The organism is Streptomyces sp. NPDC048461 (assembly GCF_055587105.1).
Window position 1 is genome coordinate 68,782 of the sequence record NZ_JBVJGW010000011.1, and the last position, 13,607, is coordinate 82,388.

The 13,607-nt window shown below is 72.6% G+C and carries 11 protein-coding genes; 7 read left to right on the plus strand and 4 right to left on the minus strand.

From position 1 onward, the window contains the following. Positions 1-29: 29 nt before the first annotated feature. Positions 30-197, plus strand: coding sequence for a hypothetical protein (locus ACZ6S8_RS20280; RefSeq protein ID WP_383921939.1), 168 nt, complete (start codon positions 30-32; stop codon positions 195-197). A gap of 36 nt (positions 198-233) precedes the next feature. Here ACZ6S8_RS20280 and ACZ6S8_RS20285 read toward each other — a convergent pair whose 3' ends face one another. Next, a complete protein-coding gene (locus ACZ6S8_RS20285; RefSeq protein ID WP_469457581.1) occupies positions 234-680 on the minus strand; it encodes a DUF6299 family protein in 447 nt (148 codons plus the stop codon). A gap of 178 nt (positions 681-858) precedes the next feature. Here ACZ6S8_RS20285 and ACZ6S8_RS20290 point away from each other — a divergent pair, with 178 nt between their 5' ends. Next, positions 859-1,473, plus strand: coding sequence for a DUF4352 domain-containing protein (locus tag ACZ6S8_RS20290; RefSeq protein WP_469457583.1), 615 nt, complete (start codon positions 859-861; stop codon positions 1,471-1,473). Between the two features lie 56 nt (positions 1,474-1,529). Further along, positions 1,530-2,027: a DUF5949 family protein gene (locus tag ACZ6S8_RS20295; protein ID WP_469457585.1), complete on the plus strand. Its 498-nt coding sequence runs from the start codon at positions 1,530-1,532 to the stop codon at positions 2,025-2,027. A 115-nt stretch (positions 2,028-2,142) separates the two neighbouring features. On the opposite strand, the gene ACZ6S8_RS20300 is transcribed toward ACZ6S8_RS20295, so the two are convergent. From ACZ6S8_RS20300 to ACZ6S8_RS20310, 3 genes are all read right to left on the minus strand, one after another. Beyond that, entirely contained in the window at positions 2,143-3,408 is a 1,266-nt protein-coding gene (locus tag ACZ6S8_RS20300; protein WP_469457587.1) for a cytochrome P450, read from the minus strand. A 135-nt stretch (positions 3,409-3,543) separates the two neighbouring features. Further along, positions 3,544-4,710, minus strand: coding sequence for a low temperature requirement protein A (locus tag ACZ6S8_RS20305; RefSeq protein ID WP_469457589.1), 1,167 nt, complete (start codon positions 4,708-4,710; stop codon positions 3,544-3,546). A gap of 28 nt (positions 4,711-4,738) precedes the next feature. Further along, the gene (locus tag ACZ6S8_RS20310; protein WP_469457591.1) at positions 4,739-5,464 is read right to left on the minus strand and encodes a sirohydrochlorin chelatase; all 726 of its coding nucleotides are present in this window, start codon (positions 5,462-5,464) and stop codon (positions 4,739-4,741) included. 246 nt (positions 5,465-5,710) lie between these two features. Between ACZ6S8_RS20310 and nirB the strand changes: the two genes are divergently transcribed. The 4 genes from nirB to pflA all read left to right on the plus strand — a co-directional run bounded on the left by nirB (position 5,711) and on the right by pflA (position 13,582). Further along, positions 5,711-8,488: a nitrite reductase large subunit NirB gene (gene nirB / locus ACZ6S8_RS20315; protein ID WP_469457593.1), complete on the plus strand. Its 2,778-nt coding sequence runs from the start codon at positions 5,711-5,713 to the stop codon at positions 8,486-8,488. A 173-nt stretch (positions 8,489-8,661) separates the two neighbouring features. Then, on the plus strand, positions 8,662-10,068 hold the full coding sequence (locus tag ACZ6S8_RS20320) for an MFS transporter (RefSeq protein WP_469457596.1): 1,407 nt from the start codon (positions 8,662-8,664) through the stop codon (positions 10,066-10,068). 271 nt (positions 10,069-10,339) lie between these two features. Next, the gene (pflB, locus tag ACZ6S8_RS20325) at positions 10,340-12,610 is read left to right on the plus strand and encodes a formate C-acetyltransferase (protein ID WP_469457598.1); all 2,271 of its coding nucleotides are present in this window, start codon (positions 10,340-10,342) and stop codon (positions 12,608-12,610) included. A 105-nt stretch (positions 12,611-12,715) separates the two neighbouring features. After that, the gene (gene pflA / locus ACZ6S8_RS20330; protein ID WP_469457599.1) at positions 12,716-13,582 is read left to right on the plus strand and encodes a pyruvate formate-lyase-activating protein; all 867 of its coding nucleotides are present in this window, start codon (positions 12,716-12,718) and stop codon (positions 13,580-13,582) included. Positions 13,583-13,607: the final 25 nt, after the last annotated feature.

The window sequence follows — 13,607 nt, forward strand, 5'->3', positions numbered from 1 at the left end:
GAACGGAAGTCTTCGAGTGGGACCGTGCCGTGCGCAGGCTGAGCAAGGGAGCCGCGACGGGAATCCTGGCGCTGCTCCTGCTGGCGGCCGGGGTGCCGACGGTCGTGGACTGGACGACGGGGCGCCCGCACGCGGACCCCGGATGCCAGTCGACCGCGTTCATGTCGATGACGGGCGTCGCGCCCGAGTGCCGGTAGCGGCGGCCACCGGTCCCGCGCGCGGGCCCGTTCCGGTCAGCGGTGCGCGTGGAGTTCGATGTCCCGGCGGTCCTCCGCGACGGTGCTGAGCCGCGTCGGGAGCAGCCCGCCCGAGCGGCCGATCTCCTGGAGGCGGACCTCGGCGCCGGCCCGGCCCGGGTGGACGTCGGGCGTCAGGCGCAGCGTGCCCGTGGCCTCCCAGCGGTGCACCTGGCCGTCGCAGTCGGCCTCGCCGCCGCCGAAGCCCAGCTTCGTGCCCTCCTGGACGAGGGTGGCCGCGATCTGAACCGTCCCCATGGGTGACGGCGGGGTGCAGCGGTAGGTGCCGGAAAGAGTGACGGTGCCCTGTTCTCCGATCTGCGCATCGCGCTGTACGGAAATCTCATTACCGTTGTGGGCCGCGCTCGCGGTGGCGGTGAGAACGGTGGCGGCGGCCAGTGCGGAAAGGCCCGCCAGAGCCAGGCGGGGTCCGGAAACGCGCATGAATTCCTCCAGGGTGACGCGGGTGTGGACGGGGTGCGGATTCGGTCGGCGGGAATCCGCCGGAACGCATTGTGCTGGCATATGGGCGGCAGCGGGCTCCCCACACTCGTGTCGGTGTGTGCAATTGCCCGCTCGGGCGCGTGAGACTGACCGAAATACATCCCCGAAGGGATTCCGCATGCGCCAGTCCGCCGTCCCCGCCCCGCTCCTCGCCGCCGCCCTGCTCCCGCTCCTCCTGTTCGGTGCCACGGCCTGCCAGCGCGCCCCCGAGGGCGCCGCGCTCGCGCCCGCCGCTGCGCCCGCCGTCCCGGTGGACGACGGGGCGCCGGGTGCGGGGGCCGCCCCGGGGGCCGAGGGGGAACCCGGGCGGCCCGCCGTGAAGGACGCCCGTGTGGGTGACTCCGTACGGGTGCGGGGGCAGCAGGTCGGCCGCCACCTGGAGGCGGTGCTGAACGCGTACGTGGACCCGGCGGTCAGCGTGGAGAAGAACTTCGCGCCGCCCGCCGGCAAGCGCTGGGTGGCGGCCTCGATGTCGTTCGTCAACGTGGGCGGGGACTCGTACGGGGCCCTCGGACGCATGTGGGCGCACGACAGCGCGGGGCAGCGCCACGCGGTGGTGCCCACCGGCGAGCTGACGACCGGCAAACCGCTCGTCTTCGATTCCCTCGCGGTCGGTGAGCGGGCCGAGGGGTGGGTGGTGTTCGAAATCCCGGAAAACGCCTCCATCGCGCGCCTCCAGTACCAGGACGCGAACACGCAGGCGAATTCCGGAGGGGGTTTCTGGGAGGTCTAGCCCGCCCGGGTGAAAGGCCGTGAAAGGGCCGGGCGCCGGGCCACTAGGGTGCGCGCATGACTTCTACTCAAGCCGAGATCGACCGGTCCCACCTCGGCACCCTTTCGGTGCTCGCCTGGATCGGCGACCCCTCCGACGGGCACGACATCCCGTACCTCCTCGCCTACACGCTCGGCGACGGCCCCGAGGGCCGGGAGGCCGGGGAGACGGCCGCGCGCGGGCTGCTGGAGGAGATCGGCCTGCCCATCGGCGACGTGGTCATGGACGGGACCCGCAGCCCGCGCACCTTCGCGGTCCAGATCGTGCTGATGGCCGGCAATCAGGTCACGCTGACCCTTCCGGGGCTGAACGCGACCTGCACCGCCCCCGACGAGTGGGTCGCGGCGGCCAACGAGAGCGGGCAGGCCTACTTCCTCTTCGCCACGCGCGCCTGGCCCGAGGCGGTCCCGGGACGCCCGGTGACCGCGGAGATCCTGCAGGCCTTCGCGGGCGACGAGGAAGTGCTCACCAGCAGCGCCCACTGCGTCATCGCGGTGCAGACCCTCCAGGTCTGACACCCGCGCCCTCCAGGTCTGACACCCGCGACGGGCCGCCGACCGCCGGCCGCCGGGCCCCCAGCCTGCCCGGTGGCCGGCCCCGGCCGGGGATCCCGCGGCCGGGGCCCCGGAATCAGGGCCGTTCGAAGGCGAACCTGAGCGAGCGGACCCGGTTGTCGAAGTTCGACCCCGCCAGGTCGGGCAGGCCGACCGCGCGCAGCCCGACCGGCCGGGTCAGCAGCTCGCGGAAGAGCGCCCGCATCTCCACCCGCGCCAGGTGCGCGCCCAGGCAGAAGTGCGGGCCGCCGCCGCCGAAGCCCAGGTGCGGATTGGGCGAGCGGGTGATGTCGAAGGCGTCCGGGTCCGGGAAGACGGCCTCGTCGCGGTTGGCGGAGGCGTAGTACAGGACCACCTTGTCCCCCGGGCTGAACAGGTGCCCGTCCATGGTGTGTTCGGCGACGACCGTCCTGCGGAACTGGATGATCGGCGTCGAGTGGCGGATCATCTCGTCCACCGCGCCGTCCGCGTGCGCCTCGAAGTCCGAGAGCAGCAGGTCCCGTTGGGCCGGATGGTCGGTCAGCAGGGTCAGCCCGTGGGTGATCGCGTTGCGGGTGGTCTCCACCCCGGCGACCATCAGGAGCGAGAAGAACGCGCCGAGTTGGCGGGCACCGAGCGCCTGGCCGTCGACGTTCGCGCGGACCAGGGCCGAGATCAGGTCGTCGGTGGGGTTCTTGCGCCGCTCGCGGCCGATGCCCGCCACCATCCGCTGCATCCGGGCCAGCGCCCGCAGGCCGCGCCCCGGCATCCGCAGCCGGGCCGCCAGGCCCCGTTCCACGCCGATGTGCTCGGAGGCGTGGTTGACGCGGTCGGCGATCTCGGCGCGGTGGCGCTCCGGGATGCCCATCATGTTGCAGATGACCTCCAGGGGAAGCCGGGAGGCCACCGCCGACACGAACTCGTCCGGGCGTTCGTCGAGCACGTCGTCCACGATCCGGGCCGCCACCGCGTGGATGTCCTCCTCGGCGGCCGCCAGCAGGCGGGGCGTGAAGGCCCGTTGGACGATCTTGCGGAGCTGCGCGTGGTCGGGGCCGTCCAGGTTGACCATCGAGTCACCGAACAGCGCGCGCACCCACCGGGCCGGTTCGGGGGTGGTCACCCCGGGGGCGCTCGCGAACACCTTGGGCAGGCGGCTGGCCTCCTGCACCTGGGCGTGCCGTACGAGGGCCCAGTGCCCGGGCCCGGTCCCCTCGGGGACGAACACGGGGGCGCCGAGGGCGCGGAGGCGGGCGAAGGCCGCCAGCCGGTGTTCCGGCGGGAGCTGCCAGAAGCCGGGTTCGGCCAGTTCCCCTCCGGGACCGGGTCCCGTTCCGGTGCCGTGCCGCTGAGCCGGGAGTGTCATGGCCGTGCCTCTTCCTGTCGCGCCGTTGTGCCGCGCTGGAGAACGGTCGCGGCGGCGCGGGGGTGACGGCCCGGCGCGGAGCCGTTGCCGGGGCCCCGCCGGAGCGGGGGGCCGGGGCCGCCCGCCGCCGGGGCGTCAGAGCACGACGTGGTCGGGGCGGGTGTCCCGACCGGCCAGGGTCAGGCCGATGGCGATCGTCGCCGTCGCGGCGAGGCCCGCGTACAGGACGGCGTACGGGCCGGCCCAGGTGCAGGCCAGGATCACGAGGGCGGAGAGCGGCAGGGTCAGCTGCTCGGCGACACCGCGCTTGAAGTAGCGCGAGTGCAGCAGCCACACCATCAGCAGGAACAGCGCGGACGGGATGGTGACGGCGGCGTTCGCCGCGACCTGCGAGATGTGCGCCTTGCCGACCGCGTGCTCGACCGCGACCTCGATGCCCGCCCCGATCGCCGCCCCCGAGGCGAAGATCAGCAGATGGCCGTAGCCCCACGGGATCGCCTCGCGGTTGGAGGTCAGCCGCCGGTGCATGGGGACGGCGAAGTAGATCCACCACGCGGCGAAGACGATCAGCAGGCCGCCGGCCGCGATGGGCAGCAGCTCGCCCAGGGCCTCGTGCTCGTCCAGCGCCGACTTCACGGCGACCGTGCTCGCGGCGATCGTCTCGCCCAGCACGATGATGGTGAACAGGCCGTACCGCTCCACGATGTGGTGCGCGTGCCACGGCGTCCGGTGCCCGCGCTCGGCCACCACCGGGACCAGCAGCTCGGCCGCGGCCACCACCAGGAACAGCCACCGCTTCAGGTCGCCGGGGGCGAACAGCAGCGCCACCCAGCCCGCCTGGCAGACCACCAGTCCCGCGGCGTACGTCAGGGCCGCCCTGCGGGCCGGGCCGCTCTCCCCGGCCGCGGCCCGCAGCCACTGGGCGGTCAGCGCCACGCGCATGATCAGGTAGCCGATGACGGCCACCGTCCAGTCGTTGTCGTCGGAGGCCCGGGTGACGCCCGCCGCGTAGACGAGGACGCCCGCGATCTGGACCAGCGTCGCGATCCGGTACGGGACGTCGTCGCAGTCGTAGGCGGAGGCGAACCACGTGAAGTTCATCCACGCCCACCACACGCCGAAGAAGACGAAGAAGTAGCCGATCACCCCGGTCAGCGGGTGCCCCTCGGCCACCGCGTGCACCAGCCGGGCACCGCACTGGGCGATCGCGACGACGAAGCACAGGTCGAAGAACAGCTCCAGCGGGGTCGCCGCGCGGTGCGCCTCGTCGGGGCTGCGGGCGATCATGGGTGAGTAGGCCATACCGGCCAGCAGACCAGGAACGCCGCCTTCAGCAGGCCAGGCGCGCGGCCCGGACCGCTCCGGTGCCCCGCGCGGAGGCCTCGTACCGCGCCAGCACCAGCCGGGCCACGCGCGGATGGTCGGCCAGCGGCTGCGACACCGTCCACGCGCCGCAGCCCGCCAGCGCGTCCGTGAACCGGCCCGGGGCCAGCAGGTGCGCCGCCACGGCGATCCGCCGGTGCCCGGCCGCCCGGAGCGCGGCCAGCGCCTCGGGCACGGTCGGACCCGCCGACGTCAGGTACGCGGGTACCACCGGGACGGGGTCCGGACCGCCGTCGTCCGCCAGCAGCGCGGCGAGCCCGGCGGCGCAGAGCTCCGTACCCCGGGTGCCGCCGGGGCGGGAGGAGCCCGCGCCGGCCACGACCACGGCGTCGGCGCGGGCGTACGGGCCGCGGCGGCGCTCCGCCTCGCGCAGCCGGCCGTACAGGGCGAGCGCGACGTCCCGCTCCCCGCCGAGCCCCTCGGTCAGCACGCAGCCGGTGCCGGCCAGGACCGCCGGGACGTCCACGCGGCGGTGGTAGCCGTCGCCGAGCAGCAGCGGGACGACCACGGAGCGCGGACGGGTCCGGACGACGTCCGCGAGGGACGGCGATCGGACGTCGAGGTGGCCGACGACCGGCCGGACGCCGCTCAGCGCCTCGACGGCGCCGGTCAGCCGCCGGAAGACCCCGGCGGCGGCCGGGGACGCGCTGCCGTGCACGGCCAGTACGAGCATCTGGTGCCTCCGTGGACCTGCCGGGACCCCCTCGCTCCACCGGGCGGTGGACCCTGTCCACGCTAGGCGCGCGGCGGGCCGCGGGGAGCCTGCCCAAGGGCCCCCGCCGCGGGTCGCAGGTCCCGCGCGGGACGGGCCGGTGTCCCCGGGGTGAGGGGCCCTTTTCGGGCGCCGCGGGCCGGGGCGCGGACCTACGGTCGAGCAGGGGGACATCCGTCCACACACCAGGCACACGGAGTGAGACCCATGGCGCAGACGCTGGTTGTCATCGGCCACGGCATGGTGGGGCACCGCCTGCTGGAGGCGCTCGCCGAACGCGACGCGCTCGCCGGCCCGGCCCGCCCGGGGGACACCGGCTGGCGGGTGACCGTCCTCGCCGAGGAGGAGCGCCCCGCCTACGACCGGGTCCACCTGTCCGCCGCGTTCACCGGCTCCACCGGCGAAGACCTCTCGCTCGTCGCCCCCGGCTTCCTGGAGCGGCACGGGATCGACCTGCGCCTCGGCGACCCGGCCGAGCGGATCGACACCGCCGCCCGTACGGTCACCAGCCGCTCGGGCGCCGTCATCGGCTACGACGCCCTGGTCCTGGCAACCGGCTCCTACCCCTTCGTGCCGCCGATCGAGGGCGCCGGCGCCGAGGGCTGCTTCACGTACCGCACGCTCGACGACGTCGCGGCGCTCACCGCCCGCGCGGCGGACGCCCGCACCGGCGTGGTCGTCGGCGGCGGACTGCTCGGGCTGGAGGCGGCGGGCGCGCTGCGGACCCTCGGCCTGACCACGCACGTCGTGGAGTTCGCGCCCCGCCTGATGCCCCTCCAGGTGGACGACGGGGGCGCGGCCGCGCTGCGCGCCACCATCGAGTCCATGGGCGTCGCCGTGCACACGGGCGTCGGCGCGGCCGCCGTCGCCACCGACGGCGACGGCAGGGCCGTCAGCCTGCGGCTGACCGACGGCCAGGACATCAGCGCGGACGTGGTGGTCTTCTCCGCGGGCGTGCGCCCCCGCGACCGCCTCGCGCGCGAGTGCGGGCTGACCGTCGGGGACCGCGGCGGGGTGGTCGTGGACGCGCACTGCCGCACCGGCGACCCGTACGTCTACGCGATCGGCGAGTGCGCGCAGACCGCCGACGGCACGGTGTACGGGCTGGTCGCGCCGGGCTACCAGATGGCCGAGACGGTCGCCGAGGCGCTGGCCGGGGCCGGCGAGCTGACCTTCACCGGGGCCGACACCTCCACCAAGCTCAAGCTGATGGGCGCCGACGTGGCCTCCTTCGGCGACCCCTTCGCGCCGGAGGGCCGCGACGGGGCCGTCGCGGTCGTCTTCTCCGACGCCCGCGAGGGCGTGTACAAGAAGCTGCTGCTCGGCCCGGACGGGGCGCTGCTCGGCGGCATCCTGGTCGGCGACGCGGAGGCGTACGGCTCGCTGAAGCCGCACGCGGGCCGCCACCTGCCGGCCCCGCCGGAGGCCTTCATCCTTCCCGCCGCCGAGGGCGCGGCCCTGCCGGGCGCGGATGCGCTGCCCGACGACGCGGTGGTGTGCTCCTGCCACAACGTCACCAAGGGACAGGTCCGCGGCGCGGTGGCCGACGAGGGCCTCACCGACCTCGGCGGCGTGAAGAAGTGCACCAAGGCCGGCACGGGCTGCGGCGGCTGCATCGGCACCCTCCAGGCCGTGCTCGACGCCGAACTGGAAGCGCGGGGCGTCGAGAAGCCGCGCGGGCTCTGCGAGCACTTCGCCCTCACCCGCTCCGAGATCTACGAGAAGGTCCGCACCGGGCGCATCCGCGGCTTCGCCGAGCTGCTGGAGGCGCACGGGCAGGGCGGCGAGGGCTGCGCCGTGTGCAAGCCGGTCGTCGCCAACGTGCTGGCCTCGCTGGCCCCGGAGCTGGGGATCGGGCACGTCCTGGCGGGGGAGCAGGCGTCGTTGCAGGACTCGAACGACCTGTTCCTCGCCAACCTCCAGAAGGACGGCACCTATTCGGTGGTCCCGCGCGTCGCGGGCGGCGAGATCACCGCCGAGCAGATCATCGCGCTGGGCGAGACGGCCCGCGACCACGGCCTCTACACGAAGATCACCGGAGCGCAGCGGATCGGCCTCTTCGGGGTCCGCAAGGAGCAGCTCCCGGACGTCTGGCGCCGCCTGGGCGGCGCGGGCTTCGAGTCCGGGCAGGCGTACGGGAAGTCGCTGCGCGCGGTGAAGTCGTGCGTGGGGGCGCGCTTCTGCCGGTTCGGGCAGGGGGACTCGATCGGGCTGGCGGTCGACCTGGAGCTGCGGTACCGGGGCCTGCGCACCCCGCACAAGTTCAAGGGCGGGGTCTCGGGGTGCCTGCGCGAGTGCGCGGAGGCGCGCGGCAAGGACGTCGGCGTCATCGCGACCGCGAAGGGCTGGAACCTGTACGTCGGCGGCAACGGGGGCGCGACCCCGCGCCACGCCGACCTGCTGGCGGCGGACCTGACGCGGGACGAACTGTTCGCCCTCGTCGACCGGTTCCTCATGTACTACGTCCGCACGGGCGAGCGTCTGGAGCGCACGGCGGCCTGGATCGAGCGGCTCGGCGGCCCGGTGGCCGGCGTGGAGCACCTCCGGTCGGTCCTGATCGAGGACTCGCTCGGGATCCGCGCCGAGCTGGAGGCGCAGATGGAGCGGCACGTGGCGGCGTACGAGGACGAGTGGCAGGCGGTCCTGGAGGACCCGGCGGCGCTGGAGCGGTTCGGCGCCGTGGACCTCGGCGCGGTGGACTTCGGCGCGGCGGACTCCGTGCTGGAGCCGGGCCGGGGGCGTACGGCGCGGCGGGCGGACGGCACCGAGGCGGCGGTCTTCAAGGACCGCGGGGGCCGGGTGTACGCGGTCGGCAACCGGGACCCGTACTCCGGGGCGGACGTGATCGCCGACGGCATCATGGGCACGCGCGGAGGGGTGCCGGTGGTGGCCTCGCCGATGCACAAGCAGGTCTTCGACCTGCGGACCGGGGTCTGCCTGGACGATCCGGAGGTCTCGCTGGCCCGGGTGACACCGGAGGCATAGGGCCGCGGGAGGCGGAGGACCCGGCACGCGGCCTACCAACGCACCGGGGACGACGGGACTTCGGGCCGTCGCCCCCGGTGCGTTGTCCTCTGCCGCGAGCGTGCCGGGCAGCGGAGTCTGGATAGGTCAGGACCTTTCTCGCAGGTCAGGCCCCTTTGACTTCAGGAAGTGCAATGAGTACCGCCACCAAGGAAGCGCAGAGGTCGTTCGCCGATCCGGCGCAGTACCGCCCCGGCCGCACCATCACGGACTGGGCGCCGGAGGATCCGTCCTTCTGGCGCTCCACGGGGAAGAAGGTCGCCACCCGCAACCTGTGGATCGCGGTGCCCGCCCTGCTCGTGGCCTTCGTGGTCTGGCAGGTCTGGAGCATCACGGCGACCAACCTCAAGGACGTCGGCTTCGGCTTCTCGCAGTCCCAGCTGTTCTGGCTGACGGCGGTCCCCGGCATCACCGGCGGCACCGCGCGGATCCTCTACACGTTCATCGGCCCGATGATCGGCCAGCGGCGCTTCACGGCGATCTCCACGGTCGTGCTGATCGTCCCGCTGCTGTGGCTGGGCTTCGCGGTGCAGAACCCGGACACCCCGTACGGCACGATGATCGCCATCGCCGCCCTGTGCGGCATCGGCGGCGCCAACTTCTCCTCCTCGCTGGCGAACATCGGCTTCTTCTACCCGAAGCAGGAGAAGGGCAACGCGACCGGCATCAACGGCGGCCTGGGCAACCTCGGCGTCTCGGTCGTCCAGCTCCTGACCCCGATCCTGATCACGTCCTCGGTCCTCGCGATCGGCGCGGGCCAGAAGAAGGCGGACGGCTCGGAGATCTACCTGCAGAACGCCGCCTTCGTGTGGGTGCCGGTCCTGATCGTGCTGGCGGCCGTGGCCTGGTTCGGGCAGAACGACCTGAAGGTGGCCTCCACGCCCTTCAGCCAGCAGAAGATCATCTTCAAGCGCAAGCACAACTGGGTGATGACCTGGCTCTACGTGGGCACCTTCGGCTCCTTCATCGGCTTCGCGGCGGCGCTCCCGCTGCTGATCAAGACCACCTTCCCGGCGTACTCGGTGGCCACCTACGCCTGGATGGGCCCGGCGCTGGGCGCGCTGGCCCGCTGGGCGGGCGGCTGGATCGCCGACAAGCTGGGCGGTGCCCGGGTGACGATCCTGTCCTTCGTGGGCATGGGCGCGTCGATCATCGGCGTGATCACCTTCCTGCCGGCCGGTTCCGACCAGGGGTCGTTCTACGGGTTCTTCTTCTGCTTCCTGTCGGCCTTCTTCTTCTCGGGCATCGGCAACGGCTCGACCTTCCGGCAGATCCCCGTGATCTTCCGGGGGCAGCACCTCAAGGGTCTGACCGAGGGCACCCCGGAGTACGCCGGCGCCCTGAAGCAGGCGGAGATCGAGTCCGGCGCGGTGACCGGCTTCACGGCCGCCATCGCCGCGTACGGCTTCTTCTTCATCCCGGCGATGTTCGCGAACTTCGCCGTGACGAGCGCGATGTGGGGCTTCGTGGCCTTCTACGCCTCGTGCGTGGTGGTGGCCTGGTGGTTCTACGCCCGCAAGGGCGCGGAAGCGCCCAGCTAGACGCTGCGGAAGCGTCGCCGGGTGCTGTTCCTGGTTCCTCCCGTCCTCTGTACCTCCGTAGCTCCGTCCGAAATTTCTTGTGAATGCTTTCACAAGCACACGAGGGACCTTTGACCTGCTCGAAATGCCAGGTCAAGCCGGGTGGGGGAGGCTGGAGGGCGGGAATCGCGGGACCTTCGGGCCCCAGCTCGGGACCAACGCGGCGCCAAATGATCGATCAAAAAGCGTGCAATGGATACAAGCAACGACGCGACTGAAGAAGGTGCGGGCGATGACTGCCACCCCTGCGGTGACCACGAAGAACGGCGAGGCCTGGGACGGCTTCAAGGGCGGCCTGTGGCGCGACGCCGTCGACGTCCGCGACTTCATCCAGCAGAACTACACGCCGTACGAGGGTGACGACGCCTTCCTCGCCGGTCCCACCGAGCGCACCACCGCCGTGTGGAAGGCGATCACGGACAAGTTCCCGGAGGAGCGCGAGAAGGGCGTCTACGACGTCGCGTACGACATCCCGTCGACGATCACCGCGCACGCCCCCGGCTACATCGACCGCGACAAGGACCTCATCGTCGGCCTCCAGACCGACGCCCCGCTGAAGCGCGCGATCATGCCGTACGGCGGCTGGCGCATGGTGGCCGGCGCCCTGGAGACGTACGGCTACCCGGTCTCCGAGGACCTGGAGCGCGTCTTCACCGAGTACCGCAAGACCCACAACGCCGGGGTCTTCGACGCCTACACCCCCGCGATCCGCGCCGCCCGCAAGGCCGGCGTCGTCACCGGCCTGCCCGACGCCTACGGCCGCGGCCGGATCATCGGCGACTACCGCCGCGTGGCCCTCTACGGCATCGACCGCCTCGTCTCCGTCAAGAAGGAGGAGAAGGAGGGGCTGAACTCCCTCCCCGCGGGCGACCGTTCCCTGGAGGAGACGATCCGGCTGCGCGAGGAGCTCTCGGAGCAGATCCGGGCGCTCGCCGAGCTGAAGGCGATGGCCGCCTCGTACGGCCACGACATCTCCGGACCGGCCGCCACCGGCCGCGAGGCCATCCAGTGGATGTACTTCGCGTACCTGGCCGCGGTGAAGGAGCAGAACGGCGCGGCCATGTCCCTGGGCCGCACCTCCACCTTCATCGACGTCTACCTCCAGCGCGACATCGAGGCCGGCCTCCTCACCGAGGAGCAGGCCCAGGAGCTGGTCGACGACTTCATCATCAAGCTCCGCATCGTCCGCTTCCTGCGCACCCCCGACTACGACGAGCTCTTCTCGGGCGACCCGACCTGGGTCACCGAGTCGATCGCCGGCATGGGCGAGGACGGCCGCCCGCTGGTCACCCGGACCTCCTTCCGCTACCTCCAGACCCTCTACAACCTCGGCCCCGCCCCCGAGCCGAACATGACGGTCTTCTGGTCGCCGCGGCTGCCGCAGGGCTTCAAGGAGTTCTGCGCCCGCGTCTCGATCGACACCTCCTCGGTGCAGTACGAGTCCGACGAGCTGATGCGCCCGCGCTTCGGCGACGACACCGCCATCGCCTGCTGCGTCTCGGCGATGCCGGTGGGCAAGCAGATGCAGTTCTTCGGCGCCCGGGTGAACCTCGCCAAGACCCTGCTCTATGCGGTCAACGGCGGCCGGGACGAGAAGTCCGGCGCCCAGGTCGGCCCCGAGACCGGCGCCCTGACCTCCGAGGTGCTGGACTACGACGAGGTCATGGCGAAGTTCGACGAGCAGATGGAATGGCTCGCCGAGACGTACGTCCACGCCCTGAACGTCATCCACTACATGCACGACCGGTACGCCTACGAGCGCATCGAGATGGCGCTCCACGACCGCGACGTGCGCCGCACCATGGCCTGCGGCATCGCCGGTCTCTCGGTGGCCGCGGACTCCCTGTCCGCCATCAAGTACGCCAGGGTCAGCGCGCTGCGCGACGAGACCGGGCTCGTCACCGACTACACCGTCGAGGGCGACTACCCGGCGTACGGCAACAACGACGACCGCGTCGACGGCATCGCGGTGTGGCTCGTCGAGGAGTTCATGCGGAAGATCCGCAAGCACGAGACCTACCGCGGCGCCGAGCACACGCAGTCCGTGCTGACCATCACCTCGAACGTCGTCTACGGCAAGAAGACCGGCAACACCCCGGACGGACGCCGCGCCGGCGAGCCCTTCTCCCCGGGCGCCAACCCGATGAACGGCCGTGACACCCACGGCTACGTCACCTCGGCGCTGTCGGTCGCCAAGCTCCCGTACGAGGACGCCGAGGACGGCATCTCGCTGACCAACACCGTCACCCCCGACGGCCTGGGCCGCACCCCCGAGGAGCGGATCAGGAACCTGGCGGGCGTACTGGACGGCTACATGGCGGTCGACGGCTTCCACATGAACGTGAACGTGCTGAACCGCGACACGCTCATGGACGCCATGGAGCACCCGGAGAACTACCCGCAGCTGACCATCCGGGTCAGCGGCTACGCGGTGAACTTCGTCCGGCTCACGCGGGCCCAGCAGCTCGACGTGCTGAACCGCACCTTCCACGGCTCCCTGTAGAGCCCCACCGGAGCCCCACCGGCCGCGCGGCCCGGGGCCGGCCCTCACCCGGCCCCGGAGCCGTGCGATTCCCACGGATACCGGATCACCTCTGGAGCACCTGCCATGACCGTCCTCTTCGGTACGAGCATCCCCGTCGGCCAGGCCAACGCCGCCGTCGTCGGCCCCGGCCCCGGCCCCGCGGCCGGCCCCGCTTCCGCCGGTGCGTCCCGCACGCCGGCCGCCGCCGCGACCCAGCGGCCGAGCGAGGGCTCGGTGCACTCCTGGGACCTGTCCACCGGGGTCGACGGACCCGGCACCCGCTTCGTGACGTTCCTGGCCGGCTGCCCGCTGGCCTGCCTGTACTGCCACAACCCCGACACCCTGCGGATGCGCAACGGCAGGCGCACCTCCGCGGACGACGTCATCGCCGAGGCCCGCAAGTACACCCGCTTCATCTCCGCCGCGGGCGGCGGCGCCACCGTCTCGGGCGGCGAACCGCTGCTCCAGCCCGTGTTCGCCGGCGAACTGCTGCACCGGATGAAGAACGACCTCGGCCTGCACACCGCCCTCGACACCTCCGGCTACCTCGGCGCGCGGGCCAACGACGCGCTGCTGCGCGACGTCGACCTGGTCCTGCTGGACGTCAAGTCCTGGGACCGGGAGACCTACCTGAAGGTGACCGGCCGCCCCCTGGAGCCCACCCTGGACTTCGCCCGCCGCCTCGCGGACCTCGGCAAGGAGGTGCACCTGCGCTTCGTGCTGGTGCCGGGTCTGACGGACGCCCGGGAGAACGTCGAGGGCGTCGCCGCGTTCGCGGCCGGGCTCGGCAACGTCTCGCGGGTCGACGTGCTGCCGTTCCACAAGCTGGGCGAGAGCAAGTGGGAGGCCCTGGACATGCCCTTCACCCTCCACGACACGCCGTCGCCCACCGTGGAGCAGGTGGCCGCGGCGAAGACCGTCTTCGCGGCGCGGGGCTTGACCGCCGTCTGACCCCGTACGGCCTAACCCCCAACGG